Below are 23,481 nucleotides of genomic sequence, written 5' to 3' on the forward strand. Positions count from 1 at the left end.
ATTTTCCGCTGAGCGCACAAACGGAAGGCCCTCATGCACGACGACATTTCCCTGACCACCGGACGCGTCCGCCGCGTTCTGACCGAACGTATCCTTCCCGCGATATATTCGGAAACCATGCCATTGACGCTCTCCTGGCACGAATTGCCGGGAGAGCCGATAGCTCCTGCGCAGGGCCTTGCACTGGACTACCAGCCCACAGAGGTTGGTACCCCGTGGGGCGCGGCCTGGGGCACCACATGGTTCCATCTGCAGGGCCAGGTTCCGGCGCATTGGGCCGGACGCCGGGTGGAAGCCGTGATTGATCTGGGATTTGACGTCAACATGACCGGCTTCCAGTGCGAGGGCCTGGTTTACCGGCCCGATGGCATCACCATCAAGGCGATCAACCCGCGCAACCAGTGGGTGCCCATTGCCGGGCAGGCCGAAGGCAATGAGGTCATCGACTTGTACCTGGAAGCGGCATCCAACCCGGTGCTGCTGGACTACCACCCGTTCCTCCCCACCGAGCAGGGCGATATCCTCACCTCGTCTTCGCGCCGGCTGTACACCACCCGCCGCATGGACCTGGCGGTCTTTGAATCCGTAGTGCACGAGTTGTCGCTGGATCTGGAAGTGCTGCTGGATCTGCAAGAGCAGCTGCCGGCCGGCCCGCGCAAGATGCAGGTCCTGCAGGCCATGGACAACGCGTTGGACGTGCTCGACCTGCAGCGGATTGCCGAGACCGCGCAGGCCGCCCGCGACGAGCTGGCAGAGGTCCTGGCCGCCCCGGCCGAGCACAGTGCGCACCGGATTTCCGCGATTGGCCACTCCCATATCGACTCGGCCTGGCTGTGGCCGCTGCGCGAAACCATCCGCAAGGTCTCCCGCACCTGCTCCTCGATGGTGGAGCTGCTGGGCGACGAGGAAGAATTCCTCTACGGCATGTCCAGCGCCCAGCAGTACAAGTGGCTCAAGACCCATCGCCCCGAGGTCTGGGATCGGGTGAAGAAGGCCGTTGCCGATGGTCGCTTCCTGCCTCTGGGCGGCATGTGGGTCGAGTCCGATACCGTGATGCCCTCGGGCGAATCGCTGGTCCGCCAGTTCCTCTACGGCCAGAAATTCTTCCGCGACGAATTCGGCATCGCTTCAAAGGGCGTCTGGCTGCCCGATTCCTTCGGGTACTCCCCTGCCCTGCCCCAGCTGATGCGCCGGGCCGGCTTCGAATGGTTCTTCACCCAGAAGATCTCCTGGAACCAGCAGAACAAATTCCCGCACCACACCTTCGATTGGGAAGGCATCGACGGCTCGCGCGTGTTCAGCCACTTCCCGTCGATGGACACCTACAACTCGCAGCTCTCCGGGGAGGAAGTCGCCAAGGCCTCGCGCCAGTTCCGCGAAGCGCGGCTTGCCAACAACTCCATCGCACCGGTCGGCTGGGGCGATGGCGGCGGCGGCACCACCCGGGAAATGACCGGCAAAGCCAAGCGCCTGGCCAACCTGGAAGGCAGTGCCAAAGTCCGGTGGGAACACCCGAACGACTTCTTCGACCGGGCCAAGGCCGAGCTGCCCAACCCTCCGGTATGGGTGGGAGAGCTCTACCTGGAGCTGCACCGCGCCACGCTGACCAGCCAGCACCAGACCAAGTCGGGCAACCGCCGCACCGAGCAGCTGCTGGTCGAGGCCGAACTGTGGGCGGCTACCGCAGCCATCCGCACCGGGGCCGAGTACCCGTACGAGCAGCTCGACGAACTGTGGGAAACCGTGCTGCTCCACCAGTTCCATGACATCCTGCCCGGCACCTCCATCGCCTGGGTGCACCGCGAAGTGGTGGCACGCTACGCCCAGGTCATCGAGCAGGCCGAAGCGCTGATCCGCGCCGCCCAGCAGCAGCTGGCTGGCGAAGGGTCCATCCCTATTGTATTCAACGGTGCGGCGTTCACGCGCAATAACCTGGCCTTCGGCCAGGCCAGGGAAGTGGAAGCCGTTCCTGTTTCCGCGGTCAGGGCGACCGCAGCCGATGGCGGCTACATCCTGGATAACTCGGTCATCCGGGTGGCGGTCAATGCCCAGGGCTTCATTGCCTCCGCGGTGGATCTGGCTACCGGCCGTGAAACTATCGCCGAGGGCCAGGAAGCGAACCTGCTGCAATTGCACCAGGACTTCCCGAACATGTGGGACGCCTGGGACGTGGACAAGTACTACCGCAACCAGGTCACCGATCTGCGCGAGCTCGATAGCCTGGAGCTGTCTTCGCGCGAGGACGGCAGCCAGGTCATCACGATTGCCCGCAGCTTCTCCAAATCCACGCTGGTCCAGGAACTGTCGCTGGCGCCAGGCTCGCGGACCGTGCAGATCTCGCAGAGTACCGATTGGCATGAGGCAGAGAAATTCCTCAAGGTCGCCTTCCCGCTGGATATCCGTGCCGAGCATGCAATTGCCGAAACCCAGTTCGGCTACCACAAGCGCGTTACCCACGTGAATACCAGCTGGGAAGCGGCGAAGTTCGAAACTTCCATGCACCGCTTCGTGCTAGCCCAGGAACCCGGCTTCGGCGCGGCACTGGTCAATGATTCCATCTACGGATTCGATGTCACCCGCGATGCCAAGGACGCGGCCGTCACGACAACCATGCGCCTGTCATTGCTGCGAGCCCCGCGCTTCCCGGATCCTGAAACCGACCAAGGCCTGCAGGCCCACCGCTACGGTTTGGTCATCGGCGCGGACGTGGCCATGGCAACAGAAGCCGGCGCCTTGCTCAACAGCGCAGAGCGAGTCGTCCATGGCGCCCACGGCGTGGACCCGCTGGTATCGGTCACCGGCGAAGGCCTGGTGATTTCCAGCGTGAAGCTGGCTGCGGACCACTCCGGCGATTTGGTGGTGCGGGTCTATGAATCCCTGGGGCGCCGTGCCAGCGGCAGCCTGTTGGTCAACGCGCAGGCCTTGTCTGCAGCCACCGCGAGCCTGCTGGAAGATGAGCTGGCGGGGCAAGTCCTCGAGCTTTCCGATGGTGCTGTGCCGCTGAGGCTGGGCGCTTTCGAAGTGCGCACCCTGCGCTTCGCCCTGGCCAGGTAACCGCGGGTTCCGGGGCTGGCCCTTCGCACGCCATGGCGTGCGAAGGGCCAGCCCCGCTGCAATCCACGGTCCTGGCTTGCGGGAATAACTGGATCAGTCTCCCGTCCGGAGCAACCGCATAACCGACCCCGCCTACGCCCTGGCCGTTGGTATCACCGGGCTTGGCGTCCTAGCCGGGGAGGATTCCGCCGACCCCTACCAGGGCGATGGCTCATAGTCCTTGAGGAAGCAGCCATACAGGTCAATGCCGCGTTCCCCGTCAACGATCGGCTGGTACACCCGGGCTGCGCCATCAATCAGGTCCAAGGGGGCGTGCCACCCGTCGGCGACTTTTCGGACCTTCGCATCATGCGGGCGCTCATCGGTGATCCACCCGGTGTCCACCGCGCTCATGAGGATCCGGTCGGTCCTCAGCATCTCTTCCGCGCTGGTGCGGGTGAGCATGTTCAGCGAGGCCTTGGCCATATTGGTGTGCGGGTGCCCGGCCCCCTTGTAGCGGCGGGAGAACTGGCCTTCCATCGCCGAGACGTTCACGATGTACTTGCGCCGGGCCCCGCTGGCGGCCAAGGCCGGGCGCAGCCGCGAAGCGAGCAGGAACGGGGCGGTGACATTGCACAACTGCACTTCGAGCATTTCCAGGGCATCAACATCACCCAGGATCTGCGTCCAGGAATTATCCGTCACCACGTCCGGGATCAAGCCCCCGGCATCGATTGCGGTTCCCGCTGCGATTCGTTCCAGCGATGCGGAGCCGGCCCTCATGGCCAGATCGGCCAGCTGCTGCGCATCGTAGCTTTCCGATGCCGCCGGGGCCAGCAGGGCTGATTCTTCCAGGCGGAAGGCACTGGCCAGGGCCTTGGGATGCTCGGAGGGCGGGTTCGCTTCGCCCCACAGCTCCGGTCCCCCGTTGCCAGGCAGCAACTGCGCGGCCAGGGGCTGCTGCTCGGATTCAACCAGATGCTGGTAGGAGTTGGCCGTGCGCCGCACGGTCTGCGCGGCGTTGTTGATCAGGATATCGAGCGGACCTTCGGCAGCCACGCGGTCGGCCAGGGAGATGACCTGTGCCGGGTCGCGCAAGTCGATGCCGGCAATGCGCAGCCGGTGCATCCATTCGGCGCTGTCCTCCAGTGCCGCGAAGCGCCGTGCGGCGTCCTTGGGAAAACGCGTGGTGATGGTGGTGTGGGCTCCATCGCGCAGCAGCCGCAGCGCGATGTGCATGCCGATTTTGGCTCGCCCGCCGGTCAGCAAGGCGCGCTTGCCGCTCAGGTCCGCGCGCGCATCCCTGCGTTCGCGTCCCTGTGCGGCGCAGTCAGGGCAGAGATAATGGTGGAAAGCATCCACGGTGGTGTAGCGCTGCTTGCAGATGTAGCAGCCGCGCGGCTTGCGGAATTCCCCGGCGCTTGCGCTTCCGGTTGAACTGCTCAGATCCAGGCCGAGGGTTTCGTCATCCAGCCGTTGCGGCGAGCCGGTGGCGGTGCGCTCGATCACTGCCCTGTCCGCGGCACTGATCTCGGCACGCTTTTGGGACTTGCGGTAGCGCTTGGCCGCCTTGAACATATTGCTGGTGGCCCTGCGCACGGCAATGTGCCGTTCATCCTCGGGATCCAACTGGTGCACCACCGACAGGACCTTCAAAGCGGCGGATAGTTCTGCTTCGGTAAACAGTTCGGTTTCTGGTGCCTGCAAGGGCAGCGGCGTAGGTTCAGTCATCTCCCCACCAATTTTACGCGGTGGGCAGCGCCCTATTTTCCCTTGGCGAGATCGGCGAGCGTGGCAATGAGCAGGCGGCGCTCGACGAGCTTGATGCGCTCATGCAGCGATTCCTCGGTGTCGTGCTCTTCAATCGGCACGGCTTCCTGGCGCAGGATCGGACCGGTATCAACCCCGGCATCGGCAATGTGCACGGTGCAGCCGGTGACCTTCACGCCGTAGGCCAGCGCATCGCGCACGCCGTGGGCGCCGGGGAAGGACGGCAGCAGCGCAGGGTGGGTGTTGATGTAGGTGCCGTCGAAGGCGTTGATGAATTCCTCGCCGACGATGCGCATGAAACCGGAGGAGACAACATAGTCCGGGGCGTAGGACAAGCACTTTCCGGTGAGCGCATGGTTCCATTCGCCGCGATCCGCGTAGTCCTTGAAGTTCACGACGAACGTTTCGATTCCGGCTTCAGCCGAACGCTGCACGCCGTAGGTGCCGTGCTTATCCGCTCCCACGGCCGCAATCTCGACATTGTCCAGCTGGCCGTCGGCCACTGCGTCGATGACTGCCTGGAGATTAGAACCGGTACCTGAAACCAAAACCACAATGCGCATGAATTCAATTCTACGGTTCGCCGGGTCCGGCGCTTCATCCCGGACGCAATGTTGCATGGCGTTTCGATCCGCAGGCCTTTTCCCGGCACCGTTGCCGCGCCGGCCCTAGACTGGCCGTAAGAGCGCCATTCGAAGTGGAGAAGTTGATGAGCCAGATAGTTCCCGACGGCAAGGACTGGACCGTTGTCCTGGACGCGGTGTGCGCGCAGTGCGCCGTCGATGTGCGCGGCATCTCGCCCGGCGATGCCATGACCCAGCTTCCGGTGTGCGTGGACCGCTACATCGAGGTGCTCGCGCGCCCCGATGCCCAGACCCGCACGAACCCTGCCCGCTGGAGCGACCAGGAGTACGTGGCCCACGTCGCCGAAATGCTGCAGGTGATGACCGGGCGCCTGGACCTGATGCTTGAGCACGATGACCCGACGTTCCCCAACTGGGACCAGGACCGGGCCGCCGACGAGGGAAACTACAATTCGCTGCCTGCAGGGCAGGTCGCCGAGCTGTTGCGCGAAAGCGCCGCCCGCTACGCCGCGAAGCTGTCGAGCATCGACCCGGCGCAGTATTCCCGCCGCGGCCTGCGCTCGAACGGTGCCGCGTTTACCATTGAAACGCTGAATCAGTATGCCTGGCATGACGTCATGCATCATCTGTGGGATCTGGCTCCGCAGACCAGCTAGGCGCGCCCGACACAAACGAAGGGGCCAAATGGCAGGTGCACTGCCCTTTGGCTAGACTTCTCGGCGTACGCGCGAAAACAGTTCTACATAAGGAGCCAGGCAGTCATGCCCAAGGCATATTTCGGGAAAATTTCTGCACTGGCTTTCACCGGGCTGCTGTCCTTGACCGCGTGTTCTGCCGGGATTCCGCAGACCGGTGAATCCGCTGCTCCAGTCCCATCGGCTGAAGAATACATGCCGCTTCTGGTGCAAACGCAGGATGATGAAGACAAGCTTCCCGAAGGCTTTGAGGATACCGAGTCCTACGACGCGGAAACCCGCCACCTGCTGGCCACCTCGGACTTCGGCAGGCACTACGTCGCAGTAGGCAGCGAAGGCCAGCTGTGCATGATCGCCGTTCCCAAGCCCGTGGAAGAAGATGGCGATTACGAGATCGCCGGGACCACCTGCCCGACGATGGATTATGTGGTCCAGAACGGTATTCCGCTCAAGGTCGATGGCGGTGAAAACAGCTTCAAGACCGTCACCTACCTGATGCCGGCTGGCATCAGCGACGTGACGGTGGAGAACTCCATCTCCGAGCTTCGCGCCGAGCATCCCGAACTTGAAGCCGAGGATATCCAGGTAGTTGCCGAGAATGATTCGGTGCTGCTGGTGATGGAGGAGTCGACTGCCAGTGCGCTGGGGACGATCACCATCAACCGCCCCGATGGCGATCCGCTGGTCCTGGCCAGCCTGACCTAGGCCAACAGCGGCAAGCCTCTAGCCTTCGAGTACCGGGTCGGTCTCGAACAGCGGGGCAATCAAGTAGCCGATCGCGGTGCCCACACCGATTTGCAGTGCCAAGGCACCTGCGGTCGCCCACATGTTCGGGCCGATCTCTACCAGTCGCCCAATGGCCAGGGAGCCGGATGACAGCCAGGAACCGATCAGGCTCAGCAGCCCGCAGACAATGCCGGTGAAGACCGCCAAGGACGCGGTCGATGCCGCCAGCGACAGGGCATTGAACGGAATGCGACGGGCAAACCAGTCTTCGAGGTGGTTCTCGCCAACGCGCAAGAAGTACCAGCCGGCCACGATGCCCGCGGCCACGGGAATCAGCAGGAACAGCCATTGATGGGCCATCTCGCCTGAAGGAAGTGAAGCCAGCATCGGAATCGACGGCAGCGGACCCACCGTGGTTTCCAAGGTGGACAGGGTGCTGCCGGTACCGATGCTGAAACCGCCGCCGCTGATCCAGGACAAGACCCAGAACACTGCGTTCGGGATGAAGGACAGCTGCACCGTGGTCAGCGCGGCCGAGCCGATCGGGCCGGGGCGCAGCTCCTGCGACACGTTGGCGACGTCGGTCCAGTGCACGCCCAGGTTGATGGCCAGCAGCAATCCGGAGATTCCCACGGCAGCGACATAGCCGAGGAACCCGGCCACGATCACATGCCATACGTAGGATCCGGCCCAGCGGCGATGCGGTGAGATCCGCTGGATATAGGCGGCCGTATCGACACCGAAAAGGCGAGCCCAGGAGCCTGCTTCGCGCCGCGCGCCAATGATCAGGCCCACGAGCGCGATGATCAGCGGAATGAAGGTCGCCGCGATGATATTGACCCGCGCATGCGCGTTATTGGCGAGGAACCCGATACCGGTACCGATGGCCCCGTAGGCCACGAAGGCGCCGAGCAGCCCTTGCCAGAGCTGGTCGGTGTAGGAAGCGCGAGCGATGCGCCGTCCTGCACGCAAGCAGAACAAGAACGGCAACAGCGATAGTCCCAACGGGATCAGCGTGACCCATCCGGTCACTGAACTGGGGTCAGCTTCGGGGCCGAGATTCAGGATCTCCACCGGCACGCCGTGGATAAGCAGCCAAATGAGGCCGCCGAACTGCAAGATGGCCTCAAACGAGTCTTCGAGGAAGCCTCCGCTGAAATAGACGGCGACCAGCGGCAGGGTGATCAGGGCAAGGCAAAAGACCACGGATTGCAGTATCTCGAAGACCCCCTGCAACGCCAGGGGCATTGGCCAGCCGTTGCGCAGGCGCAACATCACTGCCTTCATGGGTTTCTTTTCGCGGCTCATCATCTTCAATGTTGCCATCATTGGCGCCGACCGGCCTCGATCGACGCGCAATGATGACCTGAAGGGTTGCCTAGAACACTGGGCTAATAGCTGTCCGGAGCAGCGCTTCGGGCCTCGGAATTGAAGCTTGCAGCCAGTGCTTCGGTGGCACGCGCCAGCAGTGCCACGTCGGCACCCACGCCGACGTAATCCGCGCCGGCGGCCATGTATTCGCGGGCGCTCTTCTGGTCGAAGGCGTTGACCCCGGCATACTTGCCTGCGGCCTTGGCGGCATTGATGGACTTGATCACCGCAGCGACCACGTCCGGGTGGCTCTGCTGGCCGATGACGCCCATGGAGGCGGCCAGGTCCGATGGACCGATGAAAATCCCGTCAACACCTTCGGTGGCAACGATTTCCTCGACGTTCCGCACCGCTTCATCCGCTTCGATTTGAACCATGATGGTGATGGTCTCATCAGCGCGGGTCAGGTACTCGGGGATGCGGTTCCAGCGAGCCGAGCGGGCCAGGGCGGAACCGACACCGCGTACGCCCTTGGGCGGGTACTGGCAGGAGGCGACGGCAGCGGCGGCTTGCTGGGCATCATTGACCATCGGGATGATCAGTGACTGCACGCCCAGGTCCAGGAACTGCTTGATCACCACCGGATCGTTGACCGCAGGGCGGACCACTGGAACGACCGGGTAGCTGCGCACGGCCTGCAGCTGGGCCAAGATGTTCTGCAGGTCGTTGGGCGAATGCTCGCCATCGATGAACAACCAATCGAACCCTGCACCTGCGCAGATTTCAGCGATCAGCGGGGAAGCCGAACAGACCCAGATGCCTGCCAACGAGTGGTCGGCGTCCTTGAGCGCATCCTTCAGCGACGGATCCGCTTCTACTCGAAATGACATGTCACAGTTCCTAGCGGTCCGTAGTCGGCAAAGACGGTATCCCCTGCATTGACCCACATCGGGCGGGTGAAGGATCCGGCCAGGATGATTTCCCCGCCCTTGAGCTTGTCGCCGTGCGGGGCAATCTTGTTGGCCAGCCAGTACACGCCAGCGGCAGGGTGGTTCAGCACACCGGCTGCGACACCGGTTTCTTCGACGGTCTGGTTCTTGAACAAGATCCCGGAAACCCAACGCAAATCGATGTTCTCCGGCTTGACCGGGTTGCCGCCGATCACCATGGCACCCATGGCGGCGTTGTCGCTGATGGTATCCACAATGGTGCGGCCTTCCATCTCCACGCGGGCATCGAGGATTTCCAAAGCGGGGATGACGTATTCGGTAGCTTCGAGCACATCGAAAATGTTCGCCCGCGGGCCTTCGATGTCCTTCTTGAGCTTGAAGGCCAGCTCCATCTCCACGCGGGCACCGGTGAAGTCTTCCCACTTCAGCTTCGCGCCGGAGTCGTAGACCATGTCATCGAAGATGATTCCGTAGTCAGGCTCGGTGATTCCGGTAGCCATCTGCATGGCGCGGGAGGTCAGCCCGATCTTGCGGCCGACCAGCACGCGGCCAGCGGCTTCGGAGCGCTGGCGCCACAGGTTCTGGACCCGGTAGGAATCTTCTACCGTCATTTCTGGATAGCGTGCGGTCAGACGCGGCACGGGAGTCCGTGTCTCGCCGGCCTGGACCAGCTCATCGGCAATGGCCGTGATTGTTTCCTCGGATAGCATCGACGGCTACACCTTTCACTACTGTTCAAACCTCTTGGGGCTGCCGCCATCTCGAGGAGATGACTTAGCTCACGGTTCTTGATCGTACCGAGGTTCGAGATTGAAGGCACATCGTACTAACATTCTGCTCGACTTTTCGTGGCCTTTCGGGCTCCTTTTCGCAAAAGATTTGGCCCACGGCCATGCGCCCCGGTGCGGGTGCATGGCCGTGGGCCCAACTTGGCGGAACGGCCGACTCAGGATCCGGATTTGAGGTTTGCCAGCAACGCTTCGAAGGGCAGTGAGGAGAGTTCATCATCGGGGTCGGCGAATTCGCTGACCGAGGGAGCGATGGAACGGGTATCCCCCAAATCCGCATCAGCGGAGAATTCCCCTTCGTTCAGGGACAGCGCCAGGACGACTTCTCGCGCAACCCGGCGAGCGCGATCTGCCAGCGTGCCAGTCAGCCCCTGTCCCCCGAAGTCTTCCGAAGACGCGAAAACCGTTGTCGGCATGATCTGCGCCCTGAGGTAGGAGAAGATCGGACGCATGGCGTAGTCAACCGCGAGCTGGTGACGCTGGGTTCCAGCGGTGGCAGCGAGCACGACCGGTTTTCCGTTGAGCGATTTAGGGTCCAGGATATCGAGGAAGGACTTGAAGAGGCCTGAGACCGAGGCCGTGAAGACCGGGGTGACGGCAACGAGCACGTCCGCATTCACCACTGCGTCGATAACTTTTTGCAGGCCCGGGGCGGCGAAACCGGTCAGCATATTATTAGTGATTTCACCAGCATGCTCACGCAGTTCGATATTGCTCACGTCGGCTTGCACGCCGGCGGCAGCTAGCTGCGCGGCAATATTCTCTCCGATTTGTCGGCCCAGCAGCGAGGAGCTCGATGGGGTTCCCAGCCCACCGCTGATGACGACTACTGACTTGCTCACTGTTCTTGCCTTTCACTATTTATATGCGTATGCATGTATCAACAGCGGGGTCGCCGGACGTATTCCCGGCATCGGCAGTTCTTTTCGCCTCGTCAGCTCAATTCAGTTTTTCACTATTGTGACGGTCGCAATCTTATTGATAATATCTGCATATGAGCACTCCGAAGCCACAGACCGAGAATCAGCGCGCAATTGAAGATGGCGTCCGCACTGACTTCAAAAACACGATGTCCTACGGCAGCTACCTTGATCTGGAACGCATCCTGTCAGCACAGCATCCGGTCAGCGTCCCCGAGCATCACGATGAAATGCTCTTCATCATCCAGCACCAGACCAGCGAACTGTGGCTCAAGCTCATGCTCCATGAACTCCTCGAGGCTCGCCGCCTGCTGGGCCTCGATGACTTCGGCAAGGCCCTGAAATGCCTTGCCCGTGTAAAGCACATCCAGAAGACCCTGACCGAGCAGTGGTCGGTCCTGGCGACCTTGACGCCGCGCGAATATGCACAGTTCCGCGACTTCCTCGGCTCTTCCTCCGGTTTCCAGTCCTTCCAGTACCGCGCCGTGGAGTTCATTCTGGGCAACAAGCATGAAGGCATGCTCAAGGTCCACGAGGCAGATCCAAAGGCCCACGAGCTACTGTCCAAACTGCTTCACGAGCCAGGTCTCTACGATGTGTTCCTGGCCGCCCTGTCCCGCCACGGTTACGACATTCCCGAAGACGTGCTTTCACGGGACTTCACCAAGCCTTGGGCATTCCAGGAGGCACTGGTGCCAATATTCAAGAATATCTACGAGTCCGAGGACACCCGCTGGGGCTTCTACCAAGCCTGCGAGGACCTGGTAGACGTCGAGGACAACTTCCAGGCATGGCGCTTCCGCCATATGCGCGTTGTCCAGCGCACCATCGGATTCAAGCGCGGCACCGGTGGCTCCTCGGGCGTTGACTTCCTCAAACGCGCCCTGGACCTGACCTTTTTCCCAGAGCTGTTCGCGGTGCGTACCGAAATTGGCAAGTAGCACCTCCCTCACGGCTCTGAGCCTCGATGACTTCGAGGCGAGATGCGGAAGCGCCACCTCGATTATCCGCACAATTACCGGCCTCTATATACGGCATGAGAAAACTCCGGTGGCGCGCACCCGAATAGTGGAACTGGCACATGCTGCCGGAGTTTCGGTCCCTGCGGCGCAAACCGCCATCTCCCGACTGATTGACCGGGAAGTGCTGGAAGCAGCGCAATCTTCCACCTTGCGCGTTTCGAGCGCGGCGCAACAAATGTTCGAGCGTGGCACCAGAAGAATATTCACCCCGCGCCAAATGTCAGGCAGTGATCCCTGGTGCCTGGTGGCCTACTCGCTGCCGGAGACCTTGCGCTCCTTGCGCCACCAGGTACGCAAGCATTTCTTGCAGCTTGGCGGCGGCACGCTCGGCTCCGGATTATGGATTTTCCCCGAGTACCTGCGAGAGGAAGTATCGGCGGTGCTCAATGCCCTGGGAGCCAGGGAACACGCGACGCTTTTTACCGCCCAGCAACCATACTTCCCCGGAACACCGCAGCAGGCTGCCGGGCAGTGGTGGGATCTTGAGCGCCTGGGCACGCTGCATCGAGCGTTCCTGGAGAGCACCGCTTCCCTGGATTCCAGCGACATTGCTCCGCCCAGTGCTTATCGGGGGTATGTCACGATGGTCGATTCATGGCGTGCTCTGCCCTACCTTGACCCCGGCTTGCCGGAGTTCATGCTGCCCGCCCACTGGCCTGGCGATGAGAGCAGGGAACGTTTCTTGGCACTGTCCACCGCATTCCAGGAATCGGCCTTGCTCTTCGCACGCTCGCTTCTGGCTTCCTAGTTCCAGACTGGTTCATCTTCTCCATACGGAGCAGGCGGACCAGGGTAGTCCAGCCCCTGGCCTGCCATGCTGAAGGAGCATAACCTCTAGTCGGTAAGATGAGAACTCGATCTTCGTCGAACTGAATGAGGGAAAATATAAATTAGTCAAGATCGCTCCCCGCGCATCCGCGATTCTAGTTTTGGAAGGCAGTCTGGTGCGCTAAGAAAACTTTTATCTCTATTTTCCGCTTTCACCGTAATGTTCCTGTTGCTGTCATTTCTCACTGCTGTGGACGCCCAGGCATCTTCCAGGGACAAGCCGGAAACCAGCATGCGGGTATTAAGCGAAGTAGAGGTGGGATCAACTGCACGTGGCGTAATCGTGGGAGGCAACAAACTCACACGAGTCTGCTCTCCTAAAAAGTGCGTTTCCGTCCCAAAATCAAAGATCTGCACCGTTGGTAGCGGATGTGGTAAGGCTATTTATAAGGAATACAAAGGCTATTGCTCATCATCTACAGCCTGCTTTACCTACAAGGGCAAAAATTACGTATACACAGGGTTTAAGCCCACTGCTGCTCAAATGTCCCAAGCGCGTAAGTGCGCTGCAGGGCTAGGTGTGACTTGGCTCGGAGCTATTGCCGGCGGTCCTCTAGGGATTACAATACTAGGAGTTTCAGTGACTCTCTGGAGTTGCGGCTAGGAGAATATTCAATGAACAAAAGTTCCATTTCACCCCTTATTGCTTGGGTAGTTTCTGCGCTCTTTCTTCTCATCGGAATCTGGCAGATTAGTACCAATGCGTTTTGGCAAGGTGTCGCGCTTGTTGCTTTAGCACTAATTTGGGCCGTCGTAGCCTTACGACAATCCCGAAAGGCAAAGGTGTAAGGCTAGAAATACCCAAAAGCTACCAATCAACCCCTCATAGATTTTGGGTCTTCCCACAGACATAAGTGTTTGAGCATTATCAGCAAATCGTACAAAACGTTCGGCTGGAAGGCTCCAGCCGAACGTTTTGGTTAGATAGGTTCATTTCGCGGGACCGAAAACACCCCAATCGTAAGGGGTGGTTTCCGAATCCGTCGAATATACGATGCGAGGGATCTCGTCGTCCTGTAAATACCGTTTGCAAAACAATGGCGAAGCTTCCGCAAGACCCGAAGTCTTCGGGTGAGAATCCTTGCCAGTTGCCACATGCGAACCGATGTAATGGCTTTTAACCATTGCAATACCCCGCGCCTACGTACGTCGGATGTTTGCTGTGAATGGAACGGGTCAGAGGTCAGAGAAAGTTCTATTTCTGGCGGCGAATCGCGCTACCGTCGGCTATTTACTTTTTACAAACCATCCTACTTTTGTGCTGAAGTGGCCTACTTTTATTTGATCACACACGTTGTAGTCACATCCGGCTCTGCCAATGAAGGAACGCAGTATCCATCATCTCCAGACGCCACGGCAGCATCGTGCCCTCGGCTGGCCTTTGGTGCTGGACATGAAGCCAGACTCCGAGGATCCGCTCGGCCTCCGAGGAATAGTTCTGATACCTCGGCGTCCGATGATAGGTAGCCGCGAATTCGATTAGCGAGGTCAGCCGTGCCCGCCAGGCCTCATCCAGCTCCTGCTGGTGCACATCGATATTCCAGCCTGTGAGGTCCTCTAACAAAACGCTCTTAGGGATAGACATTGAGTTGTTGCGGTGGGCTCGTCGCTGCTCGAGCACCCACCGGTTCATCCGTGACTCTGCTTCTTCCCCGTCGTGGTGCGGGAGCCGGCCGTGGGTTTTCTGGAATTCCAGGACTTCGGCAAGTTTCTTGCGCCATCTGACCGTCGGACGGTCCGGTCCCCTGACTGCCAGTGCTGCTTCATGTTTTCCACGAAAACCGGGTTCATAGTGCTCACGCCGCTGCAGGTGGTAGTGGATAGTTGCTGCACCACGATGGCACAGGTCAGTGATCTCGCGGGCAGTCAGACTGACAAGATGCATTTGGTCCCATTCAGGATGCCTGGATACTTTCCAGCTAACCAAGATTCCAGGCTACAACACAGTGAACAGTGTGGGCTTGCGGCTGAGGCAGCCTGGAATTCGAGTAGTGCGGGCAACGATATTTCATTGCCGGTGGGAGAGTATCACCGGAAATCTTCAGCCGTTCGGGTCCATGCGGTTGCCGCTGAGCCCGGCGGTGCCGGCGGACGGGTTAGCTGTCAGAGTTGCGGGACCAATGATGCATGAGTCTTTGCTGGGCTTGCTGTTCGCTCAGTCCTGAAATCTCTTGTGTGGACAGATGAAGTTGTTCTATGAGCGCAGCTTCCATCCATTCGGGCAAGACAGATCCCCGTGCGGGTTCAGGTGTGGCTTCAACGGATTCGTAGAGCCTTCCCATCTGGACAATGACGTCTTTGAGCGATTGAATCTTCGGGTCATCGCCCATGCGTGCGACCCGTGAGGTGAGCTCATCGTAGACCTCGCCATCCGAACGGGCACCAACAGCCCAGACCTCGGAAAAATCAAGAATTGGGCGGCCGGATGCGTCTTCGGTAATGCGCCATACGATTCTCCAGTCGCGATCGCCAACGACCAACTTGCGGAAACCGACTAGCGCACCGAGCAAGGGCTCGCCAGTCTCAGGAGATTTTTCGAGTAGCAGCATCTTCTTGAACACGGATCGCACGATCTGTGGATCCTTTTTGTGAAGACGATGCAGGTCAGATACTGCGTCTTCAGTTAGCCGGACGATGCACAGGCGGTCTTGAGGCTGATTCACGAATTATCAGACTGGGCTTCTTCGGCGTTTTCCGCCTCAAGCTCTGCGCGGTTCAAATTAAAGAATTCCATCGCATGGTCGAGCGTCGTGCGCACGCCGCTATCAGTGGCAAAGCGTGCCATCACCAACGCAGCATCGCGAAGAGTATCCCGGTCATGGCGCAGCTGAGCGATTTCCTTCGCGGAAACGACTTCGGCCACGACCTTGCCATGGCGCGACAAAGGGGTATCCCGGCCCTCTTCGGCGGCGGCGACAAGCGCAGAGAGTCCCGCACGTGATGCTTCGGTGATACTCAAAGTAGTCATATGAAAAACTATATAGATTTCTACCTAGATTTTCTAGGGGTTTCCATTCGGGAGTAGCGGAAGTTTTGTCAAAAACGGCGTCAGGAACGACTGAAGGGCATGGCGCCGATGGAATATCGATGCCATGCCCTTACGGCCTAATGCGGGACCATGATTTAGCTAGTCCAATTTTCGGGACCAATTTCATATCCCGTACATTAAGCCCGCCCTTCAAAAGGAATGCGGCACAGAAATTAACTAATTCTTACACCCTTGGCCGCAACAGCATAATCGCCAAATGAGTAGCAAGTATTGTGGTTCGACACCGGTCCGCGCAAGGTGCTCCAGTAGTGCTGATTCCCGTAGTAGTACCGGGTCTGACCACGATTTGCGCCAGGGCAGAGGTAGCGAACATTGTTGTACTTACTTATGTTGGCTTCTCCCTTGTTGGCGAAGCAAAGCACGTTTTTTCCGTCCTGGCCACGCCAGCGGTACCAATCAATGCGATTACCGCAGGTCACGATGTTGAACCGTCCCTGATTTGATGCCGCTGTCTTTCGAGAGAAAGATAGCAACCATGCCCAAGAAATACCCTGCCGAAGTTCGTGAACGCGCCGTAGCGATGGTTGTGGACCGGCTCTCCGAGTACCCTTCCATTTATGCAGCGTGCAAGGCCCTGGCTCCGAAGCTGGATGTCGGTCCCGAATCATTGCGTCGCTGGGTGCTCCAGGCCCAGGCCGACACCGGTGAGAAGGACGGCCCAACCACTACCGAACTCGATGAGCTCAAGGCGTTGCGGGCGGAGAATCGGGATTTGAAGGAAGCCAACGAAATCTTGAAAGCTGCCTCAATTTTCTTCGCGAGGGAACTCGACCCTCGCCGCCGCTAATCTGCCGATTCGTTGATGAGCAGCGGGCCGAAGGTCATGCGGTCGAGTCGATCTGCGCCGTCCTGCGTGAGCAGGGCGTGCAGGTTGCCGCACGAACCTACCGGGCCTGGAAAACAAGGCCTCCGGCCCTGCGAGCAGTTGAAGATGCGAAGGTCATTGACACGTTACGCAGCCTCAAAGTGTTAGACGCTAAAGGAAGACCGAAGCCAGAAATCCTTTATGGCCGGCGAAAGATGACCGCTTGGCTGCGGCGCAACGGCTTCCCCGCGGTCTCCAAACACACCGTTGACCGGCTCATGCGTGACGAGGGCATGAACGGCATGATCCGGGGCCGCAAGACCCGCACCACGATCCCTGGCAAGGACGGACGCAGGGCCGGTGACCTGCTGAACCGAGACTTCACGGCAGAGGCACCAAACCGGATTTGGGTCACGGACTTCACCTACGTGCCGGTGTATTCCGGGTTCGTCTACGTGGCGTTGGTGATCGATCTGTATTCGCGGGCCATCGTCGGCTGGGAAACCTCTACTGTGAAAGACACCGCTTTCGTGGAGCAGTGCCTGAAAATGGCCCTGTGGCGCCGAAAATACAGCAATAGTCCGGTTGACAAGGGGCTTTTGCATCACTCGGACGCGGGAAGCCAATACACCTCGATCCGGTACACCGACACTTTGGAAATTGAGGGGCTGGTTCCGTCGATTGGCAGTGTCGGCGACGCTTACGATAATGCCGCAGCGGAGACGGTGATGGGCTTGTTCAAGAACGAGGCCGTGGCCAAGGGTTCACCGTTCCGTACTGGTGCGTTGAAGACCGAATCCGACGTCGTTGAGGTCGCCTTCGGCTGGGTCTTTTGGTACAACAATGATCGCTTGCATTCCTCGCTGGATCACCAAACTCCAGAGGAATTTGAGCGAGTCTACTATGATGAAATGACAGGCTCGTTACCCGACGCAGCCGCACATAAGACGGCGGCATGATTTCCGGGACGGTTCAAATACGTTCGTATTCCGAGGCGCCACCTGCAGTCAGAACTTGCACTAGCGGACGTGGTCCCTACTTGGAATTGGCTATTAATTGAAAGAGGACCCTTTGAAGGGACTAATGACGATGCTTGTCTCTGGGCTGACATTGGCGCTGACCATGGCTGCGATGCCTTCTTACGCATCACAAGATACGGATCTAAACCTAAGCGATGTCAAGAGCGCTTCGCCTATTCCAGCAGCCGAATCTGCGTCTCTTCTGAAAGACAATCCGTCACCGAAGACGATCACTTTATCAAACGGGGTGATTGTACCTTTCAGTGCAGACGACCGTACGAGTGCTGAAGAGGAGGCATTCCGCAGTGAAGTGTCATTGTTGGTAACTCTCGATCAGCTAACGTCAGCCAAGATGAATGAGCTGGGCCTTTCGGAGCCGGCAGAAACTCTGGCGACAATCCCAGTGACAGTAAAACCCAGCGATTTTCTTCTTGGGGTAGCTGAACCGGCCAAGCTCGGGTGCCGTGTTACCAAGCCTTCGTCGAGTGCAGGTGACATAAATATTTCTCGCCCCCAGATTGTAAAATCTGGGACAAAGATTTATGCGTATGCTCGATACAATTGGAAGAATGCACCCTTTTCCGAGTGTCCACGCGGCAAATCTCAGATCGGTGGACCCGACGGGCTAGCAATTACGTTCAACCGCGCCGTCACCAACAAGGGTGTTTCCTTTGTGGGGTGCAACAGCTATAACAAGTGTGAGAAAACTGGATGGCTGGAAACCAACAATCAATATGGTGCGGGTTGGGCGTTCCAGGATTGGGGCTACGGCGCGCTTTACGGACACAGTCCTACATATAAAGGAACTTTGACCTATACGCTAACCACGAGTTCAACTAAATGCCTTCAAGCTTTTGCGAAATATGGGCATTCTTGGAACTCTACAAAGCTGACCGGTTTTAGTATAGGTAAGTCTTCAATCGGAATCTCATGGAATACGAGCTCAAATCTATGGCAGAAATCAAGCCAAGCCGGGTCTTACCGATGCTAGGACGCACCTGGGCAAAGGGATTAGCCCTTGCATCATTTGCTCTGATCGCAGCTGGTTGCTCAACTTCAGATACATCCCAGTCACTATCTGTGGATGCCGTCATGGATGTTTGTGCAAAAAATGATTGTTTTACCGTAAAAGTTCCTGCGAACCTTTCAGTAACGGTCAACGGCCATGAAGTGAGCATTCCATCTTCCAACGGGTCTGGGACAGTGGCTTTGGAATCTGTCGGTGCTGTCCAAGTGACGGCACGCTGGAATTCGTTTGAGAAGACAGCCGATCTGATGATAAGTGATGGATCAGCGGAGTCAGTCACCATCAAGTTTGATGAAATAGCGAGAGTAACCGAACTATAGAGAAAAGTCTGAGGTCAAACCCCTGATTATTCTGATCGTCTGCATCACACGGCTGAGGTTTCTGTCGCGGTGCTGGTGATGGTTGATATCGTCGGAGCCGTCCAGGATTGCTGAATCCCCATGAGGGAGAGACCTCATCTGCAACGACAGTGGCTATGATTGTTCATGTCTCAACAGACTCTTTCGCATGGAAGCATCCCGCGGTCTTTGCAGGATGCTTCCATGTTTAATGCCGAATCCAGAAAATCGCACGTGCCATCCATGAGTCGGTAGAAAGAATTGTCCAGTGAGTCCGCGGGATTTCACCTGCACTTCCTCACCACGGCCTTTGACCTCCCCACCGCCAACTCCGAGATTGCCGAAGATCTAGTGCAGCTCGACGACTCTCCCGTCATCGACTACACCCACTTCTCCCTCGCGTTGAGCCGATCACGCAAGTTCGCCCGATGGGTGAGCTGGAACATCGACGGATTACGCATGCAGTTGCTCTCCCGTGCCGGTATCAACTTCACCAAAGAGCAGCTACGGACCCGAGTGGAAACTTAAGAAATTTAGCTAAAATACCAATGACGGGTGTCGGCCCCCAGAGTCATCCATACCTTTCCGAAGTCCCCCAATCTGCGTCGTGCCGTCCGTATGAGGAACCTTCACCGGACATTTCGTTGGCCGGCCATCCGCACCGAGAACGGGATTCGGAGGATCTTCTTCTAAGACGGTCCTCCGGGATGGGTAGACTCTCCTTCAACTGATCCAGGACGGCTCGGTGCAGGTTGCGGTGATCGAAATGACCAGGCAAAGGGGAACGCGAATGAGAAGGGTCCTTCCATTTAGCCGCGAGTCGATGAGGCTCCATGGCTGATCCGCTGAACGACATCGAACTTGAGATCATCGAAAACGGTGAAGACGACTGGGTCCTTTTCCTCCACATCATGGGGATCATCAACGAAGCCAAGGGAAGCGTCCTGACGGAGGACGAGGCCATTGCAGAGGCCACAGGATCTGCCTTGGCCCTGTGCGCCAAGGGGTATGCCCAGCTCGGGAGATACACCGGACCTACAAGTTTTGTGCCGTGGCCCGAGACCGGTGATGCGCTCCGCACTCGGTTGGAGCACGAGCTGAAGAATCCGCCTCCCGGGGAAGGCCACGAGTGCAATCTGATGTACATCATGCTCGATATCCTGCCTGAAGGGCAGAAAGCCAGAGACGAGCAGTCCCGGTAACCGAACGGCTAACGGGAATGGGCATCCCCTAGTCGTTAGACTGTCGGGCAGGAGAATGGAGGGGTGATGTTATTTCCTTGCAGCGACCAAGAGGCCGCAAAATGGATCACGACCGGCGTTGAGCACTGGTGGAATCTGGTGACGCTGGGCCCGCCGGGATTCCCGGCGTATGCGCGGCTGCGATTCATCCCCGATCCAACCTACGAGGGTCAGCCCGAAAATGATGCTGCGCGCTGGAATGACACCCTCTCAGACAATGATCAGCTCCGCATCACGGTGGGGACGTTACTGCAGCCCACCAGCTCGTCCACCGAGGGATACCTGCTGATATGGGACGGTTGGGGTGGTGACTCGTTCCCCGATCGGGTACTGCGCACGTCCCATGTGGTGGTCCCGAACCGTGAGTACTACCTGTGCAGGGTCTCGCTGCAGGACTTCGTATCCGGTGCGATCGAAGACTCGTGGCAGACTGAAACGGGTCACACCATGCCGCACCCTGCGTTCATCTGGCCTTCGGACCAGTCTTGGTGCATCACCTCAGACGTTGATCCCCATTGGGCTGGCATCGGGGCTGAAAAGGCGCTGATCGACCCGCTACTGACCGAACCACGTCTTGACATCGTCCGTGTCGAGCCGAATCAAAAAGTGCCCTTCTACCACTAGGGGGGGGCGGCGAACCAACGAGACGGAGGGAAAGCGCCCGCAGCAGTAACCTTGACTGGGACACCAAATACGATCAGTTCTGGAAAGTATGGAATCCTGTTTTTGCAAGGTAAGGAATCCTACGCATTGCGTGAGAGGCTTTGAGCGTGACCATTGACATCGAAACCATGCTCTACCGAATTACTGCTCAAACCTTTGACCAGAATTTCATCGTAAAACCCGAGGATTCTCTAGACGACGGGTATCTGCACGTTATCCAAGTGAAGTCCACGTTAGGAACTGAACGCGCAGCCATTTTCCGGGCCACTTATGAGTGGGTGGATGTCTGGATTCCCGAGTTGAGGGTAGGCGCAACTATGTTCGACTATGGGGACGTGCAAGAGGATAAAGAAGATGACCTTCGAAGACTGTGCATTGCTACCCGCGTCTATCTTGAAGGAGGAGCTCACGTCGAACAGCGCAAACGCATGTTTCGAAAGGATCTTATTCCTCTCGTCATAATCGATGTGGATGGCCTGGAATGGCGACTAGGTAGAAACCACTGTGTGGTTCCCTATCTGTAGAAAAGTATCCATGGTCGATGGCAGGCAACTAGAGTGACAGGATTTCCCAGTAGCGTACTGGTGCATGCTTGTATATTGGTCCCATGCGCGCCATAGAAACAGTTCACGCGGAACCACGTGACTCGGATGATTCACCCCGTTATCGAGTCAATTTTTGGGAACAACCTCGTCCTGGGTACGGCTGGAACTTAGATGCTTTTGTACTGGTTGAGGTGCAGGACGTATCTGAGGCGCTCGGTTGGGTGGAGGAACACGCAAATGGGCGGTCCTTCGAACTGTTCGCAGAAATGGACTCCGAGCCCGAGAAGCCGTTCGGTGCTCCGCGAAAAGCATCTCTTGTACGTCTCCTTGGAAGCAACCCCAATGCCGGTTAAACCTGCGAGGGCTATGAACAATTGACGTTCGGATCGCAGCGCTAAAAAACGCTACGTGCGCTTCCAGCAGAGGAATGCTTAGCGGCCATCTTAATGGCATGGAATGCGTTTTGTCCGCCACATTCTGCAGTCCGTGCCTGATTACTGCCGAAAATAAGGGTCACTGGCAGAAGGCGAGCCCGGCCCTGTTGGTTCCCACCCGTGAAGCCGAACCATGCCAGTTCCACCTTCATAGATGTATTCGACCCAGACCACGGCATAGCGGCCGTGGCGGTTTGCTTCTGCCCATGCGAGGACATCGACGATGCTTTCTGCATTTTCAATGCGGTTCTCATAGCTGGCGCAATTTTCGTCCCAGAAATCTACCCGATACACGGGATCTGTATTTTCCTGACTGACGTATCGAGGATCCACGAGAGTTGCCTTGATTTTTTCTTCACTCATGCTCACAATCTATCCCGTTCGAGGGTAATCATGCAGGAATTCTCGACCTGTCCCTTAAGACGAACCTTGACTGGGACACTTGCATCGCAGCAAGGAAAAAAGAACGGCCAACCGTCAAGACTGCATCACGCCGTTATCTAGTTCGAATACGTAAAACCCGCTGTTGAAAAACCAGGCGAGAGACGTTGCTGGATTATCTAATCTTCCCTGCCACCCTGGGAGACCGATAACAGTTGGTATCATTCCCAACGCTTGCACGCGTGTTGTTGCTTCATCGAGAATATTGGGCTCTCTCACCTCCGGCATGCTGTCCGTGATCTCCCACAGGTGGCAAACAACTGCATATATCCCTGCGGAGTCATTTGTGACGTCAGAGTAATCCACGAGATCGAAATAGAATCCATCTTTCATACTTCATTCTCTATGAAAGCGAAGGATTTAATCGACAACGGTAGCGAACCCAATTGGCTCTCATATACGGAACCCTAAACGGGTCAGGGGCATCAATCGATGGTGGACGTTGGGGCACGTCCACTTTTTGTAGCGGGGATTATGTGTTTGTGCGTTTCTTGTGTGCAGCGCCCGCTATGTTTCGGAGCACTTCCAAGTTGTGTTTGAGTGCTTGATCGCCTTCGTCTGTGCTGGCAATCCAAGTCTTAACCCTGCGGCCTGATTGGCGTTTGTCAATAGTTATGAAACCCGCATCTGCAAGACGTGTGAGGTTCTGGGAAAGACTGGAGTCGGAGAGATCCACGGCATCACGCAGGATGTTGAACTCACATTCATCGACGGACCGCAGATAACCCATGATAGAAAAACGAACGGGTGAGTGGATGAGAACATCCAACTCAAATCTCGCATGGGTCATCAGGTGGCCTTTGCGCCTGAGCGGAACTTCGCCGCTGCCATGAAGAATGGTGTCGAGGCAACAACAGAAAGCGCCATGCCTAGCCAGAAGCTTTGAACGGTGCTACCGAGTGCACCGATAACCGCATTGAGAACGAACCAGCAACCGACCGATATGTTCAGGGCGTTCCTGCCGCCACGTGGCGTGGCCCGCATTCTTCCGATAAACCAAGTAAAGCCGAGTATCAAGGCCAAAGAAAAACCGACGACGTAGAGCCGAGCAGGCAGACCCCACGGAACGACGATTCCACCGGGAATAACTACCAACCCCAAGAGAAGACATGCCCATGGGAACCAACTTACGTCGGCAAGGGCGCGTTGCTGTGCACTGTCGGCTGCGTCGAGTGAATTAGTTGCATTTGTTGGATCGGCCATAAAGACAGTTTACATCTTGTAAAGTGAATTCATAGACGTAAATCGAATGCCCCGCGAGAGATCTCGTAAGAGAAACCCTCTGTGGGAAC

At 58.1% G+C, this 23,481-nt stretch carries 25 protein-coding genes and 1 pseudogene; 13 read left to right on the forward strand and 13 right to left on the reverse strand.

Translation table 11 applies throughout. The features are described 5' to 3' along the window. Positions 1-33 precede the first annotated feature (33 nt). On the forward strand, positions 34-3,054 hold the full coding sequence (locus tag ACIP6G_RS16760; RefSeq protein ID WP_400291390.1) for an alpha-mannosidase: 3,021 nt from the start codon (positions 34-36) through the stop codon (positions 3,052-3,054). Positions 3,055-3,249: 195 nt separating this feature from the next. Here the strand turns inward: ACIP6G_RS16760 and ACIP6G_RS16765 are convergent, their stop codons facing one another. After that, a complete protein-coding gene (locus tag ACIP6G_RS16765; protein ID WP_400291392.1) occupies positions 3,250-4,764 on the reverse strand; it encodes an SDR family NAD(P)-dependent oxidoreductase in 1,515 nt (504 codons plus the stop codon). A gap of 32 nt (positions 4,765-4,796) precedes the next feature. Further along, positions 4,797-5,366, reverse strand: a complete 570-nt coding sequence (gene purN, locus ACIP6G_RS16770; RefSeq protein ID WP_133833195.1) for a phosphoribosylglycinamide formyltransferase — start codon at positions 5,364-5,366, stop codon at positions 4,797-4,799. A gap of 146 nt (positions 5,367-5,512) precedes the next feature. Here purN and ACIP6G_RS16775 point away from each other — a divergent pair, with 146 nt between their 5' ends. Continuing rightward, complete coding sequence (locus tag ACIP6G_RS16775; RefSeq protein WP_332498943.1) at positions 5,513-6,043, forward strand: DinB family protein; 531 nt, start codon at positions 5,513-5,515, stop codon at positions 6,041-6,043. Positions 6,044-6,148: 105 nt separating this feature from the next. Further along, entirely contained in the window at positions 6,149-6,787 is a 639-nt protein-coding gene (locus ACIP6G_RS16780; RefSeq protein ID WP_400291394.1) for a hypothetical protein, read from the forward strand. 18 nt (positions 6,788-6,805) lie between these two features. On the opposite strand, the gene ACIP6G_RS16785 is transcribed toward ACIP6G_RS16780, so the two are convergent. The 4 genes from ACIP6G_RS16785 to ACIP6G_RS16800 all read right to left on the reverse strand — a co-directional run bounded on the left by ACIP6G_RS16785 (position 6,806) and on the right by ACIP6G_RS16800 (position 10,699). Further along, the gene (locus ACIP6G_RS16785) at positions 6,806-8,137 is read right to left on the reverse strand and encodes a DUF6350 family protein (protein ID WP_286172070.1); all 1,332 of its coding nucleotides are present in this window, start codon (positions 8,135-8,137) and stop codon (positions 6,806-6,808) included. A gap of 62 nt (positions 8,138-8,199) precedes the next feature. After that, complete coding sequence (locus tag ACIP6G_RS16790; RefSeq protein WP_400291396.1) at positions 8,200-9,009, reverse strand: aldolase/citrate lyase family protein; 810 nt, start codon at positions 9,007-9,009, stop codon at positions 8,200-8,202. Further along, entirely contained in the window at positions 8,994-9,779 is a 786-nt protein-coding gene (gene hpaH / locus ACIP6G_RS16795; protein WP_400291398.1) for a 2-oxo-hept-4-ene-1,7-dioate hydratase, read from the reverse strand. Before hpaH ends, ACIP6G_RS16790 begins: the two co-directional genes overlap by 16 nt. Before the next feature lie 236 nt (positions 9,780-10,015). After that, positions 10,016-10,699 carry a CE1759 family FMN reductase gene (locus tag ACIP6G_RS16800; protein WP_332489150.1) on the reverse strand — a complete coding sequence of 228 codons (684 nt, stop codon included), beginning with the start codon at positions 10,697-10,699 and terminating at the stop codon, positions 10,016-10,018. Between the two features lie 152 nt (positions 10,700-10,851). Between ACIP6G_RS16800 and kynA the strand changes: the two genes are divergently transcribed. Both kynA and ACIP6G_RS16810 read left to right on the forward strand, forming a co-directional pair. Then, positions 10,852-11,718, forward strand: coding sequence for a tryptophan 2,3-dioxygenase (gene kynA, locus ACIP6G_RS16805; RefSeq protein ID WP_400291400.1), 867 nt, complete (start codon positions 10,852-10,854; stop codon positions 11,716-11,718). 109 nt (positions 11,719-11,827) lie between these two features. Further along, on the forward strand, positions 11,828-12,547 hold the full coding sequence (locus tag ACIP6G_RS16810) for a PaaX family transcriptional regulator C-terminal domain-containing protein (RefSeq protein WP_332489148.1): 720 nt from the start codon (positions 11,828-11,830) through the stop codon (positions 12,545-12,547). A gap of 1,380 nt (positions 12,548-13,927) precedes the next feature. Here ACIP6G_RS16810 and ACIP6G_RS16815 read toward each other — a convergent pair. The 3 genes from ACIP6G_RS16815 to ACIP6G_RS16825 all read right to left on the reverse strand — a co-directional run bounded on the left by ACIP6G_RS16815 (position 13,928) and on the right by ACIP6G_RS16825 (position 15,595). After that, positions 13,928-14,554 (reverse strand): Helicase associated domain protein, encoded by a 627-nt coding sequence (locus ACIP6G_RS16815; RefSeq protein WP_400291402.1) that lies wholly within the window; start codon positions 14,552-14,554, stop codon positions 13,928-13,930. Between the two features lie 169 nt (positions 14,555-14,723). Next, on the reverse strand, positions 14,724-15,290 hold the full coding sequence (locus tag ACIP6G_RS16820) for a type II toxin-antitoxin system RelE/ParE family toxin (RefSeq protein WP_400291404.1): 567 nt from the start codon (positions 15,288-15,290) through the stop codon (positions 14,724-14,726). Next, on the reverse strand, positions 15,287-15,595 hold the full coding sequence (locus ACIP6G_RS16825) for a type II toxin-antitoxin system Phd/YefM family antitoxin (RefSeq protein ID WP_400291405.1): 309 nt from the start codon (positions 15,593-15,595) through the stop codon (positions 15,287-15,289). Before ACIP6G_RS16825 ends, ACIP6G_RS16820 begins: the two co-directional genes overlap by 4 nt. A 69-nt stretch (positions 15,596-15,664) precedes the next feature. On the opposite strand from ACIP6G_RS16825, the pseudogene ACIP6G_RS16830 reads away from it, so the two are divergent. From ACIP6G_RS16830 to ACIP6G_RS16865, 8 genes and pseudogenes are all read left to right on the forward strand, one after another. After that, positions 15,665-15,736: pseudogene (locus ACIP6G_RS16830) on the forward strand (IS3 family transposase); the annotation flags it as partial. 415 nt (positions 15,737-16,151) lie between these two features. After that, positions 16,152-17,440, forward strand: a protein-coding gene (locus ACIP6G_RS16835) for an IS3 family transposase (protein WP_400291521.1) whose coding sequence is annotated in 2 segments (ribosomal slippage) — positions 16,152-16,425 and positions 16,425-17,440 — 1,290 coding nt in all. Because the reading frame shifts where the segments join, the coding sequence is not laid out codon by codon here. Positions 17,441-17,564: 124 nt separating this feature from the next. Then, positions 17,565-18,491: a hypothetical protein gene (locus tag ACIP6G_RS16840; RefSeq protein WP_400291407.1), complete on the forward strand. Its 927-nt coding sequence runs from the start codon at positions 17,565-17,567 to the stop codon at positions 18,489-18,491. Beyond that, complete coding sequence (locus ACIP6G_RS16845) at positions 18,452-18,847, forward strand: hypothetical protein (RefSeq protein WP_013350275.1); 396 nt, start codon at positions 18,452-18,454, stop codon at positions 18,845-18,847. Before ACIP6G_RS16840 ends, ACIP6G_RS16845 begins: the two co-directional genes overlap by 40 nt. 279 nt (positions 18,848-19,126) lie before the next feature. Then, positions 19,127-19,393, forward strand: coding sequence for a hypothetical protein (locus tag ACIP6G_RS16850; RefSeq protein ID WP_400291409.1), 267 nt, complete (start codon positions 19,127-19,129; stop codon positions 19,391-19,393). Between the two features lie 305 nt (positions 19,394-19,698). Next, positions 19,699-20,067 (forward strand): hypothetical protein, encoded by a 369-nt coding sequence (locus tag ACIP6G_RS16855; RefSeq protein ID WP_133833155.1) that lies wholly within the window; start codon positions 19,699-19,701, stop codon positions 20,065-20,067. 66 nt (positions 20,068-20,133) lie between these two features. Then, positions 20,134-20,730, forward strand: a complete 597-nt coding sequence (locus tag ACIP6G_RS16860) for a hypothetical protein (protein WP_400291411.1) — start codon at positions 20,134-20,136, stop codon at positions 20,728-20,730. 146 nt (positions 20,731-20,876) lie between these two features. Beyond that, on the forward strand, positions 20,877-21,293 hold the full coding sequence (locus ACIP6G_RS16865; RefSeq protein ID WP_400291412.1) for a hypothetical protein: 417 nt from the start codon (positions 20,877-20,879) through the stop codon (positions 21,291-21,293). A 515-nt stretch (positions 21,294-21,808) separates the two neighbouring features. On the opposite strand, the gene ACIP6G_RS16870 is transcribed toward ACIP6G_RS16865, so the two are convergent. From ACIP6G_RS16870 to ACIP6G_RS16885, 4 genes are all read right to left on the reverse strand, one after another. Then, a complete protein-coding gene (locus tag ACIP6G_RS16870) occupies positions 21,809-22,111 on the reverse strand; it encodes a hypothetical protein (protein WP_400291413.1) in 303 nt (100 codons plus the stop codon). Between the two features lie 114 nt (positions 22,112-22,225). Continuing rightward, positions 22,226-22,522 (reverse strand): hypothetical protein, encoded by a 297-nt coding sequence (locus tag ACIP6G_RS16875; RefSeq protein WP_400291415.1) that lies wholly within the window; start codon positions 22,520-22,522, stop codon positions 22,226-22,228. 139 nt (positions 22,523-22,661) lie between these two features. Beyond that, a complete protein-coding gene (locus tag ACIP6G_RS16880; protein ID WP_400291417.1) occupies positions 22,662-22,979 on the reverse strand; it encodes a transcriptional regulator in 318 nt (105 codons plus the stop codon). Beyond that, on the reverse strand, positions 22,979-23,392 hold the full coding sequence (locus tag ACIP6G_RS16885) for a hypothetical protein (RefSeq protein ID WP_400291419.1): 414 nt from the start codon (positions 23,390-23,392) through the stop codon (positions 22,979-22,981). Before ACIP6G_RS16885 ends, ACIP6G_RS16880 begins: the two co-directional genes overlap by 1 nt. Between the last annotated feature and the right edge of the window lie 89 nt (positions 23,393-23,481).

Source organism: Glutamicibacter sp. NPDC088483 (assembly GCF_044753145.1).
Classification (GTDB): Bacteria; Actinomycetota; Actinomycetes; order Actinomycetales; family Micrococcaceae; genus Glutamicibacter.